Below are 13693 nucleotides of genomic sequence, written 5' to 3'. Positions count from 1 at the left end.
GGCGGGCCTTTTTATTTGTGCAGCATTCCTGTCAACCAACGGGAAAATTCACGCATCGCGGGTGTCTCCGGACGCGATTGCAAACGCGTTATCCAGTAACTTCCCAAATCAATCTGCGTTAAAAACGGTTGAACGATTCGTTCCCTACTGAGTAAATGCGTGAACATTCTGACTGGTGCAATTGCCACACCGATCCCCGCCTGCGCGGCTTCCAGCATGGTGACGGACGAATCAAACACCACCACGTTGTGCGTCGGTGACGGGGGCGCCTCTCCGGCGGCCTGCAACCAAAGCGTCCATTCATCCCGCCGATACGATCGTAATAACGGAAATTTCAGGATGTCCGCAGGCGTTTGAATCTGCGAAGCCAATGTTGGCGAACACAGTGGAGACATCAACGCGCTACATAAATATTGCGCGTCGGTATCGTGCCAGGCTCCCCCTCCGTAGCGAATGGTATAATCCAGTCCTTCGGCAGCGGGATCCACGCGGTTATTATGGGTAGAAATATGCAAATCAATATGCGGGTAACTGCGCTTAAAATCGCCCAGTAGAGGAAACAGACACCCAACCGCAAAGGTCCCCACCACGCCAATTTTAAGTTTTTCCTGGGTCTGTTTGGTGGCAAAACGATCCAGCATCCCCGCCATACGATCGAAAGAGTCATTAAGTACAGGTAACAGACTTTCCCCTTCAGTCGTCAACATTAATCCACGAGAACCGCGCACAAAAAGCTGACAATTTAGCTGCTGCTCCAGCGCTTTTACATGCTGACTGATGGCAGAATGCGTCACGTTGAGCTCAATCGCGGCGCGGGTAAAACTGAGATGTCTGGCCGCGGCTTCAAAAGCCCGCAGCGAGTTAAGAGGGATATAGCTACGCGTCATCATCCGGCCTGTTAGAAAAACTTATATCTGCTGCTAAATTTAACCGTTTGTCAACACGGTGCAAATCAAACACACTGATTGCGTCTGACGGGCCCGGACACCCTTTTGCTTTTAATTACGGAACTGATTTCATGATGAAAAAATCGTTATGCTGCGCTCTGCTGCTGACAGTCTCATTCTCCACGTTTGCCGCCGCCAAAACAGAACAACAGATTGCCGATATCGTTAATCGCACCATCACCCCGTTGATGCAGGAGCAGGCTATTCCGGGTATGGCCGTTGCCGTTATCTACCAGGGAAAACCCTATTATTTCACCTGGGGTAAAGCCGATATCGCCAATAACCACCCAGTCACGCAGCAAACTCTGTTTGAGCTAGGGTCGGTCAGTAAGACGTTTAACGGTGTGTTGGGCGGCGATGCTATCGCCCGCGGCGAAATTAAGCTCAGCGATCCGGTCACGAAATACTGGCCAGAACTGACAGGCAAACAGTGGCAGGGTATCAGCCTGCTGCACTTAGCCACCTATACGGCAGGCGGCCTACCGCTGCAGATCCCCGATGACGTTACTGATAAAGCCGCATTACTGCGTTTTTATCAAAACTGGCAGCCGCAATGGACTCCGGGCGCTAAGCGTCTTTACGCTAACTCCAGCATTGGTCTGTTTGGCGCGCTGGCGGTGAAACCCTCAGGAATGAGTTACGAAGAGGCAATGACCAGACGCGTCCTGCAACCATTAAAACTGGCGCATACCTGGATTACAGTTCCGCAGAACGAACAAAAAGATTATGCCTGGGGCTATCGCGAAGGGAAGCCCGTACACGTTACTCCTGGACAACTTGACGCCGAAGCCTATGGCGTGAAATCCAACGTTACCGATATGGCCCGCTGGGTTCAGGTCAACATGGACGCCAGCCGCGTTCAGGAGAAAACGCTCCAGCAAGGCATTGCGCTTGCGCAGTCTCGCTACTGGCGTATTGGCGATATGTACCAGGGATTAGGCTGGGAGATGCTGAACTGGCCGCTGAAAGCTTATTCGATCATCAACGGCAGTGACAGCAAAGTGGCATTGGCAGCGCTTCCCACCGTTGAGGTAAACCCGCCTGCCCCCGCAGTGAAAGCCTCATGGGTGCATAAAACGGGATCCACTGGAGGATTTGGCAGCTACGTAGCCTTCGTTCCAGAAAAAAACCTTGGCATCGTGATGCTGGCAAACAAAAGCTATCCTAACCCTGTCCGTGTCGAGGCGGCCTGGCGCATTCTTGAAAAGCTGCAATAACTGACGATGAGGCCCAGGATATTGGGCCTCCTTTCTTTCTCTTTTTTTCCTGTTGTCATCTACACTTAACAAAAATACAGCAAGGAAAATCCCATGCGCATTTTGCCCGTCGTTACTGCAGTTACGGCTGCATTCCTGGTTGTCGCGTGTAGCTCCCCGACACCGCCGAAAGGCGTTACCGTGGTAAATAACTTTGATGCCAAACGCTATCTGGGAACCTGGTATGAAATTGCGCGCTTCGACCATCGTTTCGAGCGCGGATTGGATAAAGTGACCGCAACATACAGCTTGCGCGACGACGGCGGCATCAACGTTATTAACAAGGGCTATAACCCTGACAGGGAGATGTGGCAGAAAACGGAAGGGAAAGCCTATTTCACCGGCGACCCAAGCAGAGCCGCGCTTAAGGTTTCTTTTTTCGGCCCCTTCTATGGCGGGTATAACGTAATTGCACTCGACCGGGAATATCGTCACGCGCTGGTTTGTGGTCCGGATCGCGACTACCTGTGGATCCTTTCACGGACCCCGACTATTTCAGATGAAATGAAACAGCAAATGTTAGCCATCGCGACCCGGGAAGGGTTTGAAGTGAATAAACTGATTTGGGTGAAACAGCCTGGCGCTTAGTGAGTGCTCAGCTTCAGACCAATAATGCCAGCAACGATCAGCCCAAGGCTCAGCAAACGTGCCGGGCTGGCAGACTCACCCAGCAGCAAAATCCCTGTAATGGCCGCCCCAACAGCGCCAATACCGGTCCAGACCGCATAAGCGGTTCCTACAGGCAACGTGCGCATTGCCCAAGAGAGCATGGCGATACTGACGATCATCGCCGCAATAGTGATAATGCTTGGCGTAAGACGCGTAAAACCGTGGGTGTATTTCAGGCCAATCGCCCAGACAACTTCGAGCAAACCTGCAATTAATAAAACGATCCAGGACATATCAGGCTCCAGAACAATGGGGCCGTCCCCGGTGAAAGAAGCGTTTGCAGGTCGTCCTGCAAAGCTAATGTGTGAAATGGCATTTTTGCCCGGAAGAAAATGAATTTCAACCTTTTTATTCACCGCCTGCTAAAAGCAAGAATTAAGCATAATTAGCGGCGTAGTTCCCGCATTTGGCACTCATCGGAGTTCTCTATGATGAAGGGCTTTCTGAAACCAGAAAGTCGATTGCCCCTCTTCTGAATGCGAAACGTTTATGCTTAAAATTTTAGTGATTGACCGGTGCCACTTTACCCGCACAGGGATAGAGGCCTTGCTTAATCATTCTGGCAGGTTCAGCTCCTCATTTCTGGTATCAGGAATCAATAATCTCCTGTTAGCAAAAGAGCATATTTTGCAATGGAAACCGCATCTGGTGATCGCGGATTTATACAGTTTTATTAGCGAGACGCACTCCAGTCCGCCAATTAAACCTTTTTTTATGAGTTGTGGCGTCATCCCACTGATTTTACTGCAATCAGCAGACAGACAGCATGCCCCCATCGTGCCCTCTCAATCCGTAGCCCATTCGGTCTTAACCAAGCACACCACGCTGAACACACTCTCCAACACAATTCAGGAAGCGCTTCAGGTTCGCCCCGCATTAGAAATAGCCAAAAACGCCACGCCTTTGCTTACGCCGCAGGAGGAGAAAGTATTATCAATGTGGATGGATGGTGTGAGTAACAATGCCATTGCCGCCGCGCTCAGCATTCATGGCAAAACTGTCTACACCTATAAGCGGAATATCCGTATGAAACTGCACCTGGGGAACCGCTTCTCGCCGTTCCTTTCACTCCCAGGGAAGGGAGATTAACGGTACGACACGTACGTCGTACCGTTCTTCATTATTGCTATTGCTGAGCTTTTGTCGCTGCACCAGAGATTGCGCTACCGCCTTCAGAGATATCCTGTCCTACGCCTCGTGTGGTATTACACGCGGTTAAAACGGAAGAAAGTACCAACACAGAAAAGATCGCAGCAATTGTCTTCTTAACCATAACGTCTTCCTTTTCTAGCCAATATTGTTTGTGTATAGCTACTTAATAATAGACAAGATCCGGGAGTGTGATGGATAAACAACCGTTTTTAAGACTATATGAAAGGATTAGCTGGCGGCGTGAGAAATTGAATTGCCAAGATGTTTGATGTCTTCACCGAAGCCGCGCGCGGTATTGCATCCTGTCAGGAGGGTGCTGGTGAAAAGGAGTAGCATTACAAGACCGAGAAGACGTTTCATCATTCCTGCCCTGGAAAAAGTATGGCGCAGCAACCTGCGCCATAAGATCAAATGGAAGACTTATTTTACGCGAGAAACGTATTCGCCGGAGCGGGTATCCACTTTGATCACTTCGCCGATCTGTACGAACAGCGGAACTTTAACGACTGCGCCGGTAGACAGGGTAGCCGGTTTGCCGCCAGTACCAGCGGTATCGCCTTTCAGACCTGGGTCGGTTTCAACAACTTCCAGCTCAACGAAGTTCGGCGGAGTTACGGAGATCGGCTGACCGTTCCACAGGGTCACGATGCATTCAGCCTGGTCCAGCAGCCATTTAGCGTTATCGCCTACCGCTTTCTCGTCTGCAGCCAGCTGTTCGAAAGTGGTGTTATTCATAAAGTGCCAGAACTCACCGTCGCTATACAGGAAGGTCAGGTTCATGTCGGCTACGTCTGCGCCTTCAGCGGAGTCAGTAGACTTGAAGGTTTTCTCTACGCGAGTACCGGTCAGCAGGCGACGCAGCTTAACGCGCGCAAACGCCTGGCCTTTACCTGGTTTAACGAATTCGCTGGCTTCAACCGCATAAGGTTCGCCGTCCAACATGATTTTAAGACCAGCACGAAAATCGTTGCTATAGTACGTTGCCATAAGGCCCTCTGAAAATTGTTAACTGGTAGCTAAGCCACAAAATGGCGCATATTGTAACCCTAAATACCCCATCCAGAGAAGATTGGTTATCGCAACTTGCCGATGTTGTGACCGATCCCGATGAACTTCTGCATCTTTTGAACATAGATGCAGATGAAAAACTGTTGGCCGGACGCGACGCGAGACGGCTTTTCGCCCTGCGCGTGCCGCGTGCGTTTATTGCCCGCATGGAGAAAGGCAACCCGGACGATCCGCTTTTACGTCAGGTACTGACTGCCCAGGAAGAGTTTGTGGCCGCGCCAGGCTACTCAACCGACCCACTGGAAGAACAGCACAGCGTGGTTCCCGGTCTGCTGCATAAATATCGCAATCGGGCACTGCTGCTGGTTAAAGGCGGTTGCGCGGTAAATTGTCGCTATTGCTTCCGCCGGCATTTCCCATACGCCGAAAATCAGGGCAATAAGCGCAACTGGCAGGTCGCCCTCGACTACATTAACGCGCACCCTGAGCTGGATGAAATCATCTTCTCTGGTGGCGATCCGTTAATGGCCAAGGACCACGAACTGGACTGGTTGCTCACGCAACTGGAAGCTATCCCGCACATTAAGCGTCTGCGTATTCACAGCCGTTTGCCGATAGTGATCCCGGCGCGCATTACAGAAGGACTGGTCGAGCGCTTTGCGCACTCCTCCTTGCAGATTCTGCTGGTCAATCACATTAACCATGCCAATGAAATTGATCAGACGTTTCGCCAGGCGATGAGCAGTCTGCGCGCCGCGGGCGTTACGTTACTCAACCAAAGCGTATTGCTGCGTGGCGTGAACGATAACGCGCAAACCCTGGCTAACCTTAGCAACGCACTGTTTGATGCCGGTGTGATGCCCTATTACCTGCACGTGCTGGATAAAGTGCAGGGTGCCGCACACTTTATGGTCAGCGACGATGAAGCGCGTCGCATTATGCGTGAGCTTCTGACGCTAGTTTCCGGCTATATGGTCCCCAAACTGGCGCGTGAAATTGGTGGAGAGCCAAGTAAAACACCGCTGGATCTGCAGTTACGTCAACAATAGCTATTACTGAGTGTCCGATTCCGGACACTCACCACGATTACTTATTATTTAAATCCCCACAAGTGGAGCCTCGCTTTTAATCTGTGCTATTTTAATTAGCGCAGTTCAATCATTCATTCGTAAATTTTATCAATAGTTTCAAATGCAGAATATTAATAAATATATGGTTAGGGAGAACCTTTTATGGCTATAAGTATTAAGGGCGTTAATACTGGCATTATTCGCCAAAAGAATGAATTTGTTGCCATGGCATTAAAAATAAAAGAACCAAGAAACAAGGAATCACTCTTTTTTCTCTCTCCACTTGGACTTAGAGACCTGCTTATTGCGCTGGAGAGCCGGCTGTACGCTATTTCTCAGCTAAACAAAGACGAGCGTATACAATATGAAAAGGCATGTGATAAAGCCAGCAAAAAAATGCACGAGAACATCCCGTCAATTCAGGAAGATGAACTAAAAAATGCGGATATTAACCGTCGCATAAATTCGCTGATGTTAGTGGATGACAAAGGCGAGAATTTAACATTTTCTCTGACGTTACATGACGGACAAACATGCGAATTACTGGTTAATGAATTACAGATTCAGGTGTTGGCGCATGCAATTATTCACGCAATAAATAATGCTGGCATGAGAGAACTCACGCTACGAATAACATCGCTGCTGGATTTCCTGCCGCTGTACGATGTTGATTGTCAGCAAAACGACAATCTGGAATACGACTCTTATACACAACCCGAATGGAAACATAACCTGTTTAATCATTATCTGGCGATTATTTACCGCTATACAGATGATAAAGGAAAAGCCCAGTTCTGTGGTTCGGTCGTGAAAACTCGCGCCCTTTCCGGTAGCAAAGAAGCCGAAGCCATTACTCGCCGTCTTCTCGACTTCAGCCCGCGGCTGAAAAAACTTGCCGGTGTACCGTGCCAGGTGTTTGTCAGAACGTTGACGGGTGATAAGACGCAAAAGCTCAATCAGGATCAGTGCCTGCGCGCATTGCATCATTTACGCGTTCAGTCTGCGCATAAGACTCAGAATGCCTGATGGCGTTGCGCTTATCAGGCCTACGATCATTCGTACCGTAGGCCGGATAAGACGCTTTAGCGTCGCCATCCGGCATCAGCAGCAGTTCTCAATTAGGGCACTTATAAACCTGTCCAATCATCTCACTGGCGGTAGGAACAAAGCTGGACAGCATTCCCTGCGATGGGCTGCTGACGCCATAAATCACGTTACCGCCCATTGCCGCAGCCTGGTTACGCAGATCGTTTGCTGCGCCACGCATTGAGCCGCCCTCTTCGCCGTGCTGGCCTGAAAGCCAGTTGCTTTGCTTACCGGTTGCAGTGCCTATCAATTGGCACTCTGCGCCAGGCTTGTCTTCAACAAAACGTACGCTTTGCCCGGCTGAACTCAGTTCATTGCTGGAGCTACAACCCGCCATCAGTAGCGCGGCACCAACGATCCCTGCTAAATATTTCACGTGCATGTCATTCCCCATAATCAATTAGTTGGACGTTATGTCCGTAGCTGAATCATATACTAAAAAGATGACCAAAAGAAAAACCCCCAGACATTTCTGCCCGAGGGTTTCTCAATTCTGGGAGATGAGCACCCAAATCATTCTGGTTGCAGGAAGGCGGCCAGTTTGTTAATCCCCAGGAGCTTACTCAAGTAAGTGACTGGGGTTAGCAAACGCAGCCAACGCATCTGCGGCCTGAAGGATGCAGGGTGTAGGCAATTACATCATGCCGCCCATTCCACCCATGCCACCCATACCGGCAGCACCTAAGTCAGGCGCATCGCCTTTCGGCAGGTCGGTAACCATGCACTCGGTGGTGATCATCAGACCCGCAACAGAAGCCGCGTACTGCAGAGCAGAACGAGTTACTTTGGTTGGATCCAGGATACCCATGTCGATCATGTTGCCGTATTCTTCAGTTGCAGCGTTGTAACCGTAGTTACCGTCACCCGCTTTTACGGTGTTAGCCACTACAGACGGCTCTTCGCCGCAGTTCAGAACGATTTGACGCAGCGGAGCTTCCATTGCGCGCAGCGCAACTTTGATACCTACGTTCTGGTCTTCGTTCTGACCTTTCAGGCCGGCAATTTTAGACGCTACGCGAATCAGCGCAACACCACCACCAGCAACCACGCCTTCTTCTACAGCAGCACGGGTAGCGTGCAGGGCATCTTCAACGCGGGCTTTCTTCTCTTTCATTTCAACTTCAGTCGCAGCACCAACTTTGATAACCGCAACGCCGCCTGCCAGTTTCGCTACGCGCTCCTGCAGTTTTTCACGGTCATAGTCAGAAGTTGCTTCTTCGATCTGCTGACGAATCTGAGTCACGCGACCCTGGATTGCAGCTTCGTCGCCCACGCCATCGATGATGGTGGTGGTATCTTTGTTGATAACAACGCGTTTCGCCTGACCCAGATCTTCCAGAGTTGCTTTTTCCAACTCCATACCGATCTCTTCAGAGATAACGGTACCACCGGTCAGGGTAGCGATATCCTGCAGCATTGCTTTACGACGATCGCCGAAGCCAGGTGCTTTAACTGCAGCGACTTTCACGATACCGCGCATGGTGTTAACAACCAGAGTTGCCAGCGCTTCGCCTTCAACATCTTCAGCGATGATCAGCAGCGGTTTGCCTGCTTTCGCTACAGCTTCCAGAACCGGCAGCATTTCGCGGATGTTGGAGATTTTCTTGTCAGCCAGCAGGATGAACGGGCTTTCCAGTTCTACTGCGCCAGTTTCCGGCTTGTTGATGAAGTAAGGAGACAGGTAGCCACGGTCGAACTGCATACCTTCAACCACGTCCAGTTCGTCCTGCAGACCGGTACCGTCTTCAACGGTGATCACGCCTTCTTTACCGACTTTGTCCATCGCTTCAGCGATCAGTTTACCTACGGTTTCGTCGGAGTTAGCGGAGATGGTACCAACCTGAGCAATAGCTTTAGAGTCGGAGCACGGTACGGACAGTGCTTTCAGTTCTTCAACTGCAGCAGCGACAGCTTTGTCGATACCACGTTTCAGATCCATCGGGTTCATACCCGCAGCAACGGCTTTCAGACCTTCAGTGATGATGGACTGAGCCAGTACGGTTGCGGTGGTGGTACCGTCACCTGCAGCGTCGTTCGCTTTAGAGGCAACTTCTTTCACCATCTGCGCACCCATGTTTTCGAACTTGTCTTCCAGTTCGATTTCACGTGCTACGGAAACACCATCTTTAGTGATGGTCGGTGCACCGAAAGATTTATCCAGAACTACGTTACGGCCTTTTGGACCGAGGGTAACTTTCACTGCATCTGCCAGTACGTTTACGCCGCGCAGCATTTTCACACGAGCGTCGTTACCGAATTTTACGTCTTTAGCTGCCATTTTCTCTTTCCCTTAAATTCGTATGTTCAGTGTCGTTCGCGGATTAGGCTTCAACAATCGCCAGGATGTCGCTTTCAGACATGATCAACACTTCTTCATTGTCGATCTTCTCAGATTTAACACCGTAGCCATCGTTGAAAATAACGATATCGCCGACTTTCACGTCCAGCGGCTGTACGGTACCGTTGTCCAGGATGCGACCCTTACCGACAGCGATGATTTCGCCACGAGTTGATTTACCTGCTGCAGAACCAGTCAGTACGATGCCGCCAGCAGATTTGGATTCAACTTCTTTACGTTTGACGATCACACGATCATGTAACGGACGAATACTCATTGATAGCTCTCCTTTGAGAAAGTCTTTATCAGTTATGGGTGACGCCGGCCCGTAAACGGTTTCCCGGCTAGTGACCAGAGAGATGGGGATGGGGTTTTGTGCCTTCAAGGGGGCAAGCGAAAAAAAATTTTTATCAGCAGAAAATCCCGTCAAAACGCCGACGCACCTCACATTTCATAACGATTTCAGTCACGTCGTCATAAGCAAATCTGATTGTGATACCATCAAAAATCTGCGCTGTAGCCCGGTCAATGGGCATAACCGGATAACAACTTATGAGCGGACTGAAACAAGAGCTGGGACTGGCTCAGGGCGTTGGCCTGTTGTCGACATCATTGTTAGGTACAGGCGTTTTTGCCGTCCCCGCGCTGGCCGCACTGGTTGCGGGCAACAACAGCCTGTGGGCATGGCCGGTGCTGATTGTTTTGGTCTTTCCCGTAGCGATTGTCTTCGCCGTACTGGGTCGTCATTTTCCCAGCGCAGGCGGTGTGGCGCATTTTGTCGGCATGGCCTTTGGTTCACGCCTGGAGCGCGTCACCGGATGGCTATTTTTGTCGGTCATTCCTGTCGGTTTGCCTGCGGCATTGCATATCGCCGCCGGATTCGGTCAGGCGATGTTTGGCTGGCATGACGAGCAGCTTTTGCTGGCTGAGCTCGGTACGCTGGCATTGGTTTGGTACATCGGCTCTCGCGGCGCAAGCTCCAGCGCGAATCTACAAACGGTCATTGCAGGACTGATTGTTGCCCTGATTGTTGCTATCTGGTGGGCGGGCGATCTGACACCTGGCGAAATCCCCTTCCCTGCGATTACCGATATTGAGCTTCCCGGCCTGTTCGCCGCGTTGTCGGTCATGTTCTGGTGCTTTGTCGGCCTTGAAGCGTTTGCTCACCTGGCGTCTGAATTCAAAAATCCGGAGCGAGACTTCCCACGCGCACTGATGATCGGCCTGCTGCTGGCAGGGTCTGTTTATTGGGCATGCACCGTTGTCGTTCTCCATTTTGGTGCCTACGGCGAGCAAATGGCGGCCGCAGCGTCGCTGCCAGAGATCGTCGTGCAACTGTTTGGCGTACAAGCTCTGTGGGTCGCCTGCATCATTGGTTATCTGGCCTGTTTTGCCAGCCTCAACATTTATATACAAAGCTTCGCCCGGCTGGTCTGGTCACAAGCGCAGTATAAGCCGGAGAGTTATCTGGCTCGTCTGTCCCCCCGACACCTTCCGCGCAATGCGCTAAACGCCGTATTGGGCTGCTGCGTAATCAGTACTCTGTGCATCTATATGCTGCAAATCAATCTCGATGCGTTAATCGTCTACGCCAACGGCATCTTTATTATGATTTATCTGCTGTGCATGCTGGCAGGTTGTCGATTACTGAAAGGGCATTATCGCGTACTGGCAGTCATTGGCGGTCTGCTGTGCCTACTGCTACTGGCGATGGTCGGCTGGAAGAGTCTGTACGCGTTGATTATGCTGGCAGGACTGTGGCTGTTTTTACCCCGCAGGCCGGATAAGGCAACGTTGACGCCATCATCCGGCCTATAAACACTTTTGCCGGATGACGCTAACGCTTATCCGGCCTACATACTGATGCTTAATCCCGACGATCGTCTTTATGTTCGATGCTGTCGCGCTTGTCATCCTTGCGCTGAAATTCACCATCAAAAGTCTCACCGCCACCCGTTCCGGCGCTAAAACCACCGCCAGGCATACGCGAAAAACGCAAATGTGGCAGCAGTTTCATCGTCAGATGTTTTTGCACCGGGGGTAATAAAAGAAGAAGACCGAGGAAATCGGTGAAAAATCCGGGCAGCACCAACAGCAGACCGGCAATAATCAGCGATACGCTTTTGATCATTTCTGCAGCCGGACTTTCACCTGCCGCCATTTTCTGTTGCATCAGTAAAAAGTTCTTAAATCCCTGATTACGAACCAGAGACATACCGATAACCGATGTAAAAATAACCAAAATCAGCGTCATCAGGACGCCCATCACATGGGCAACCTGAATAAAAATAGATATCTCTATGTAAACATAGAGAAAAATGGCAAGTAATGGTATCCAGCGCAAAGGGATCTCCTGTTAATAACAGCCGTTTTGTTCAACTTCTGTTCGAAAAATTATGTTAATCGCATCGATTTGATATTGTGGTGGTTAGCAAAATTTCAAGTGGCTTGTACACTAATATTTGGGGTTAATCACAAAGGGGTGATCCATTTCACAGAATAATAAATAAGGGGTAAATTCCACGCTTTAAGTGATCCAGATTACGGTAGAAATCCTGAACCAGCATATGATCTCGGGTATCAGACCGATGCAGGGGATAATCGTCGGTCGAGAAACAATCGAAATCACATATATCCTGTGTGTTTAGTCAAATCATTGGCAGCTTGAAAAAGAAGGTTCACATGTTAAACAACATTCGTATCGAAGAAGACTTGTTGGGTACCAGGGAAGTTCCAGCGGACGCCTACTACGGTGTCCACACTCTGAGAGCGATTGAAAACTTCTACATTAGCAACAACAAAATCAGCGATATTCCTGAATTTGTTCGCGGTATGGTAATGGTTAAAAAGGCAGCGGCTATGGCCAACAAAGAGCTGCAAACCATTCCTAAGAGTGTGGCAAATGCCATCATCGCGGCGTGTGATGAAGTCCTGAATAACGGAAAATGCATGGATCAGTTCCCGGTAGACGTTTACCAGGGTGGTGCGGGTACCTCCGTCAACATGAACACCAACGAAGTTCTGGCCAATATCGGTCTGGAACTGATGGGTCACCAGAAAGGTGAATATCAGTACCTGAACCCGAACGACCACGTTAACAAATGTCAGTCTACCAACGACGCATACCCAACTGGCTTCCGTATCGCTGTATACGCATCCATCATCAAACTGGTTGATGCACTGAACCAGCTGCGCGAAGGCTTCGAGAAAAAAGCTGTTGAATTCCAGGACATCCTGAAAATGGGTCGTACCCAGCTGCAGGATGCTGTACCGATGACCCTCGGTCAGGAATTCCATGCTTTTAGCGTACTGTTGAAAGAAGAAGTGAAAAACATTAGCCGTACCGCTGAGCTGCTGCTGGAAGTTAACCTCGGCGCGACAGCAATCGGTACTGGTCTGAACACGCCGAAAGAGTACTCTCCGCTGGCAGTACAGAAACTGGCTGAAGTCACCGGCTTCGCCTGTGTTCCTGCAGAAGACCTGATTGAAGCAACTTCTGACTGTGGCGCATACGTTATGGTGCACGGCGCACTGAAACGTCTGGCTGTGAAGATGTCCAAAATCTGTAACGACCTGCGTTTGCTCTCCTCTGGTCCGCGTGCGGGTCTGAACGAGATCAACCTGCCGGAACTGCAGGCTGGTTCTTCTATCATGCCAGCTAAAGTGAACCCGGTTGTTCCGGAAGTCGTAAACCAGGTGTGCTTCAAAGTCATCGGTAACGACATCACTGTAACCATGGCATCTGAAGCTGGTCAGCTGCAGCTGAACGTAATGGAGCCGGTCATTGGTCAGGCAATGTTTGAATCCATTCACATTCTGAGCAATGCTTGCTACAACCTGCTGGAAAAATGCGTTAGTGGTATCACTGCTAACAAAGAAGTCTGTGAAGCGTTTGTATTCAACTCCATCGGCATCGTTACTTACCTCAACCCGTTCATTGGTCACCACAACGGCGACATCGTCGGTAAAATTTGTGCCGAAACCGGTAAGAGCGTACGTGAAGTTGTCCTGGAGCGCGGTCTGTTGACCGAGTCTGAACTGGACGATATCTTCTCTGCACAGAACCTGATGCACCCTGCTTATAAAGCAAAACGTTATACTGATGAAAGCGAACAGTAATCGTGTAGGGTAGTACCGGAGAAGGCACGTCATGATGACGTGCCTTTT

The 13693-nt window shown here is 50.2% G+C and carries 16 protein-coding genes; 7 read left to right on the top strand and 9 right to left on the bottom strand.

The window, feature by feature from the left end; all coding sequences use genetic code 11:
• Positions 1-11: 11 nt before the first annotated feature.
• Entirely contained in the window at positions 12-887 is an 876-nt protein-coding gene (gene ampR / locus FDW94_RS00080) for a LysR family transcriptional regulator AmpR (protein WP_137376934.1), read from the bottom strand.
• Between the two features lie 131 nt (positions 888-1018).
• On the opposite strand from ampR, the gene blaCMY reads away from it, so the two are divergent.
• A complete protein-coding gene (gene blaCMY / locus FDW94_RS00075; RefSeq protein WP_137376933.1) occupies positions 1019-2164 on the top strand; it encodes a CMY-2 family class C beta-lactamase in 1146 nt (381 codons plus the stop codon).
• A 93-nt stretch (positions 2165-2257) separates the two neighbouring features.
• Entirely contained in the window at positions 2258-2791 is a 534-nt protein-coding gene (locus FDW94_RS00070; RefSeq protein WP_137376932.1) for a lipocalin family protein, read from the top strand.
• Here the strand turns inward: FDW94_RS00070 and sugE are convergent.
• Positions 2788-3105: a quaternary ammonium compound efflux SMR transporter SugE gene (sugE, locus tag FDW94_RS00065; protein ID WP_000118520.1), complete on the bottom strand. Its 318-nt coding sequence runs from the start codon at positions 3103-3105 to the stop codon at positions 2788-2790. The genes FDW94_RS00070 and sugE overlap by 4 nt on opposite strands.
• Positions 3106-3361: 256 nt before the next feature.
• Here sugE and FDW94_RS00060 point away from each other — a divergent pair, with 256 nt between their 5' ends.
• The gene (locus tag FDW94_RS00060) at positions 3362-3961 is read left to right on the top strand and encodes a LuxR C-terminal-related transcriptional regulator (RefSeq protein WP_032942159.1); all 600 of its coding nucleotides are present in this window, start codon (positions 3362-3364) and stop codon (positions 3959-3961) included.
• A 37-nt stretch (positions 3962-3998) separates the two neighbouring features.
• Here FDW94_RS00060 and ecnB read toward each other — a convergent pair whose 3' ends face one another.
• From ecnB to efp, 3 genes are all read right to left on the bottom strand, one after another.
• Positions 3999-4145, bottom strand: coding sequence for a lipoprotein toxin entericidin B (gene ecnB, locus FDW94_RS00055; RefSeq protein WP_003025482.1), 147 nt, complete (start codon positions 4143-4145; stop codon positions 3999-4001).
• Between the two features lie 107 nt (positions 4146-4252).
• On the bottom strand, positions 4253-4387 hold the full coding sequence (gene ecnA, locus FDW94_RS00050) for a lipoprotein antitoxin entericidin A (RefSeq protein ID WP_003830568.1): 135 nt from the start codon (positions 4385-4387) through the stop codon (positions 4253-4255).
• A gap of 57 nt (positions 4388-4444) precedes the next feature.
• On the bottom strand, positions 4445-5011 hold the full coding sequence (gene efp, locus FDW94_RS00045; RefSeq protein WP_003025478.1) for an elongation factor P: 567 nt from the start codon (positions 5009-5011) through the stop codon (positions 4445-4447).
• 41 nt (positions 5012-5052) lie between these two features.
• On the opposite strand from efp, the gene epmB reads away from it, so the two are divergent.
• Both epmB and yjeJ read left to right on the top strand, forming a co-directional pair.
• Positions 5053-6081 carry an EF-P beta-lysylation protein EpmB gene (gene epmB / locus FDW94_RS00040; RefSeq protein ID WP_048236301.1) on the top strand — a complete coding sequence of 343 codons (1029 nt, stop codon included), beginning with the start codon at positions 5053-5055 and terminating at the stop codon, positions 6079-6081.
• Positions 6082-6264: 183 nt separating this feature from the next.
• Positions 6265-7128 (top strand): YjeJ family protein, encoded by an 864-nt coding sequence (yjeJ, locus tag FDW94_RS00035; protein WP_048236302.1) that lies wholly within the window; start codon positions 6265-6267, stop codon positions 7126-7128.
• An 88-nt stretch (positions 7129-7216) separates the two neighbouring features.
• On the opposite strand, the gene FDW94_RS00030 is transcribed toward yjeJ, so the two are convergent.
• The 3 genes from FDW94_RS00030 to FDW94_RS00020 all read right to left on the bottom strand — a co-directional run bounded on the left by FDW94_RS00030 (position 7217) and on the right by FDW94_RS00020 (position 9803).
• Positions 7217-7570 (bottom strand): DUF4156 domain-containing protein, encoded by a 354-nt coding sequence (locus tag FDW94_RS00030; RefSeq protein ID WP_003025468.1) that lies wholly within the window; start codon positions 7568-7570, stop codon positions 7217-7219.
• 252 nt (positions 7571-7822) lie between these two features.
• Positions 7823-9466 carry a chaperonin GroEL gene (gene groL, locus FDW94_RS00025; protein WP_048236304.1) on the bottom strand — a complete coding sequence of 548 codons (1644 nt, stop codon included), beginning with the start codon at positions 9464-9466 and terminating at the stop codon, positions 7823-7825.
• 43 nt (positions 9467-9509) lie between these two features.
• Positions 9510-9803 (bottom strand): co-chaperone GroES, encoded by a 294-nt coding sequence (locus FDW94_RS00020; protein WP_000027827.1) that lies wholly within the window; start codon positions 9801-9803, stop codon positions 9510-9512.
• Between the two features lie 275 nt (positions 9804-10078).
• Here FDW94_RS00020 and yjeH point away from each other — a divergent pair, with 275 nt between their 5' ends.
• Positions 10079-11344 (top strand): L-methionine/branched-chain amino acid transporter, encoded by a 1266-nt coding sequence (gene yjeH / locus FDW94_RS00015; protein WP_008785985.1) that lies wholly within the window; start codon positions 10079-10081, stop codon positions 11342-11344.
• Positions 11345-11393: 49 nt separating this feature from the next.
• Here the strand turns inward: yjeH and FDW94_RS00010 are convergent, their stop codons facing one another.
• Complete coding sequence (locus FDW94_RS00010) at positions 11394-11870, bottom strand: FxsA family protein (protein WP_003025457.1); 477 nt, start codon at positions 11868-11870, stop codon at positions 11394-11396.
• A gap of 338 nt (positions 11871-12208) precedes the next feature.
• Here FDW94_RS00010 and aspA point away from each other — a divergent pair, with 338 nt between their 5' ends.
• A complete protein-coding gene (aspA, locus tag FDW94_RS00005; protein ID WP_003830668.1) occupies positions 12209-13645 on the top strand; it encodes an aspartate ammonia-lyase in 1437 nt (478 codons plus the stop codon).
• Positions 13646-13693 lie beyond the last annotated feature (48 nt).

This window comes from Citrobacter sp. wls757, from assembly GCF_005280935.1.
Taxonomy (GTDB): Bacteria; Pseudomonadota; Gammaproteobacteria; order Enterobacterales; family Enterobacteriaceae; genus Citrobacter; species Citrobacter portucalensis.
Note: the sequence above shows the minus strand (reverse complement) of the source record. Positions and strands in the feature narration are given on the sequence as shown.

Excerpts from the sequence above, each read along its gene's own strand:
- ampR (WP_137376934.1), bottom strand. The coding sequence starts at position 887 with ATGACGCGTAGCTATATCCCTCTTAACTCGCTGCGGGCTTTTGAAGCC.
- blaCMY (WP_137376933.1), top strand. The coding sequence starts at position 1,019 with ATGATGAAAAAATCGTTATGCTGCGCTCTGCTGCTGACAGTCTCATTC.
- FDW94_RS00070 (WP_137376932.1), top strand. The coding sequence starts at position 2,258 with ATGCGCATTTTGCCCGTCGTTACTGCAGTTACGGCTGCATTCCTGGTT.
- sugE (WP_000118520.1), bottom strand. The coding sequence starts at position 3,105 with ATGTCCTGGATCGTTTTATTAATTGCAGGTTTGCTCGAAGTTGTCTGG.
- FDW94_RS00060 (WP_032942159.1), top strand. The coding sequence starts at position 3,362 with ATGCTTAAAATTTTAGTGATTGACCGGTGCCACTTTACCCGCACAGGG.
- ecnB (WP_003025482.1), bottom strand. The coding sequence starts at position 4,145 with ATGGTTAAGAAGACAATTGCTGCGATCTTTTCTGTGTTGGTACTTTCT.
- ecnA (WP_003830568.1), bottom strand. The coding sequence starts at position 4,387 with ATGATGAAACGTCTTCTCGGTCTTGTAATGCTACTCCTTTTCACCAGC.
- efp (WP_003025478.1), bottom strand. The coding sequence starts at position 5,011 with ATGGCAACGTACTATAGCAACGATTTTCGTGCTGGTCTTAAAATCATG.
- epmB (WP_048236301.1), top strand. The coding sequence starts at position 5,053 with ATGGCGCATATTGTAACCCTAAATACCCCATCCAGAGAAGATTGGTTA.
- yjeJ (WP_048236302.1), top strand. The coding sequence starts at position 6,265 with ATGGCTATAAGTATTAAGGGCGTTAATACTGGCATTATTCGCCAAAAG.
- FDW94_RS00030 (WP_003025468.1), bottom strand. The coding sequence starts at position 7,570 with ATGCACGTGAAATATTTAGCAGGGATCGTTGGTGCCGCGCTACTGATG.
- groL (WP_048236304.1), bottom strand. The coding sequence starts at position 9,466 with ATGGCAGCTAAAGACGTAAAATTCGGTAACGACGCTCGTGTGAAAATG.
- FDW94_RS00020 (WP_000027827.1), bottom strand. The coding sequence starts at position 9,803 with ATGAGTATTCGTCCGTTACATGATCGTGTGATCGTCAAACGTAAAGAA.
- yjeH (WP_008785985.1), top strand. The coding sequence starts at position 10,079 with ATGAGCGGACTGAAACAAGAGCTGGGACTGGCTCAGGGCGTTGGCCTG.
- aspA (WP_003830668.1), top strand. The coding sequence starts at position 12,209 with ATGTTAAACAACATTCGTATCGAAGAAGACTTGTTGGGTACCAGGGAA.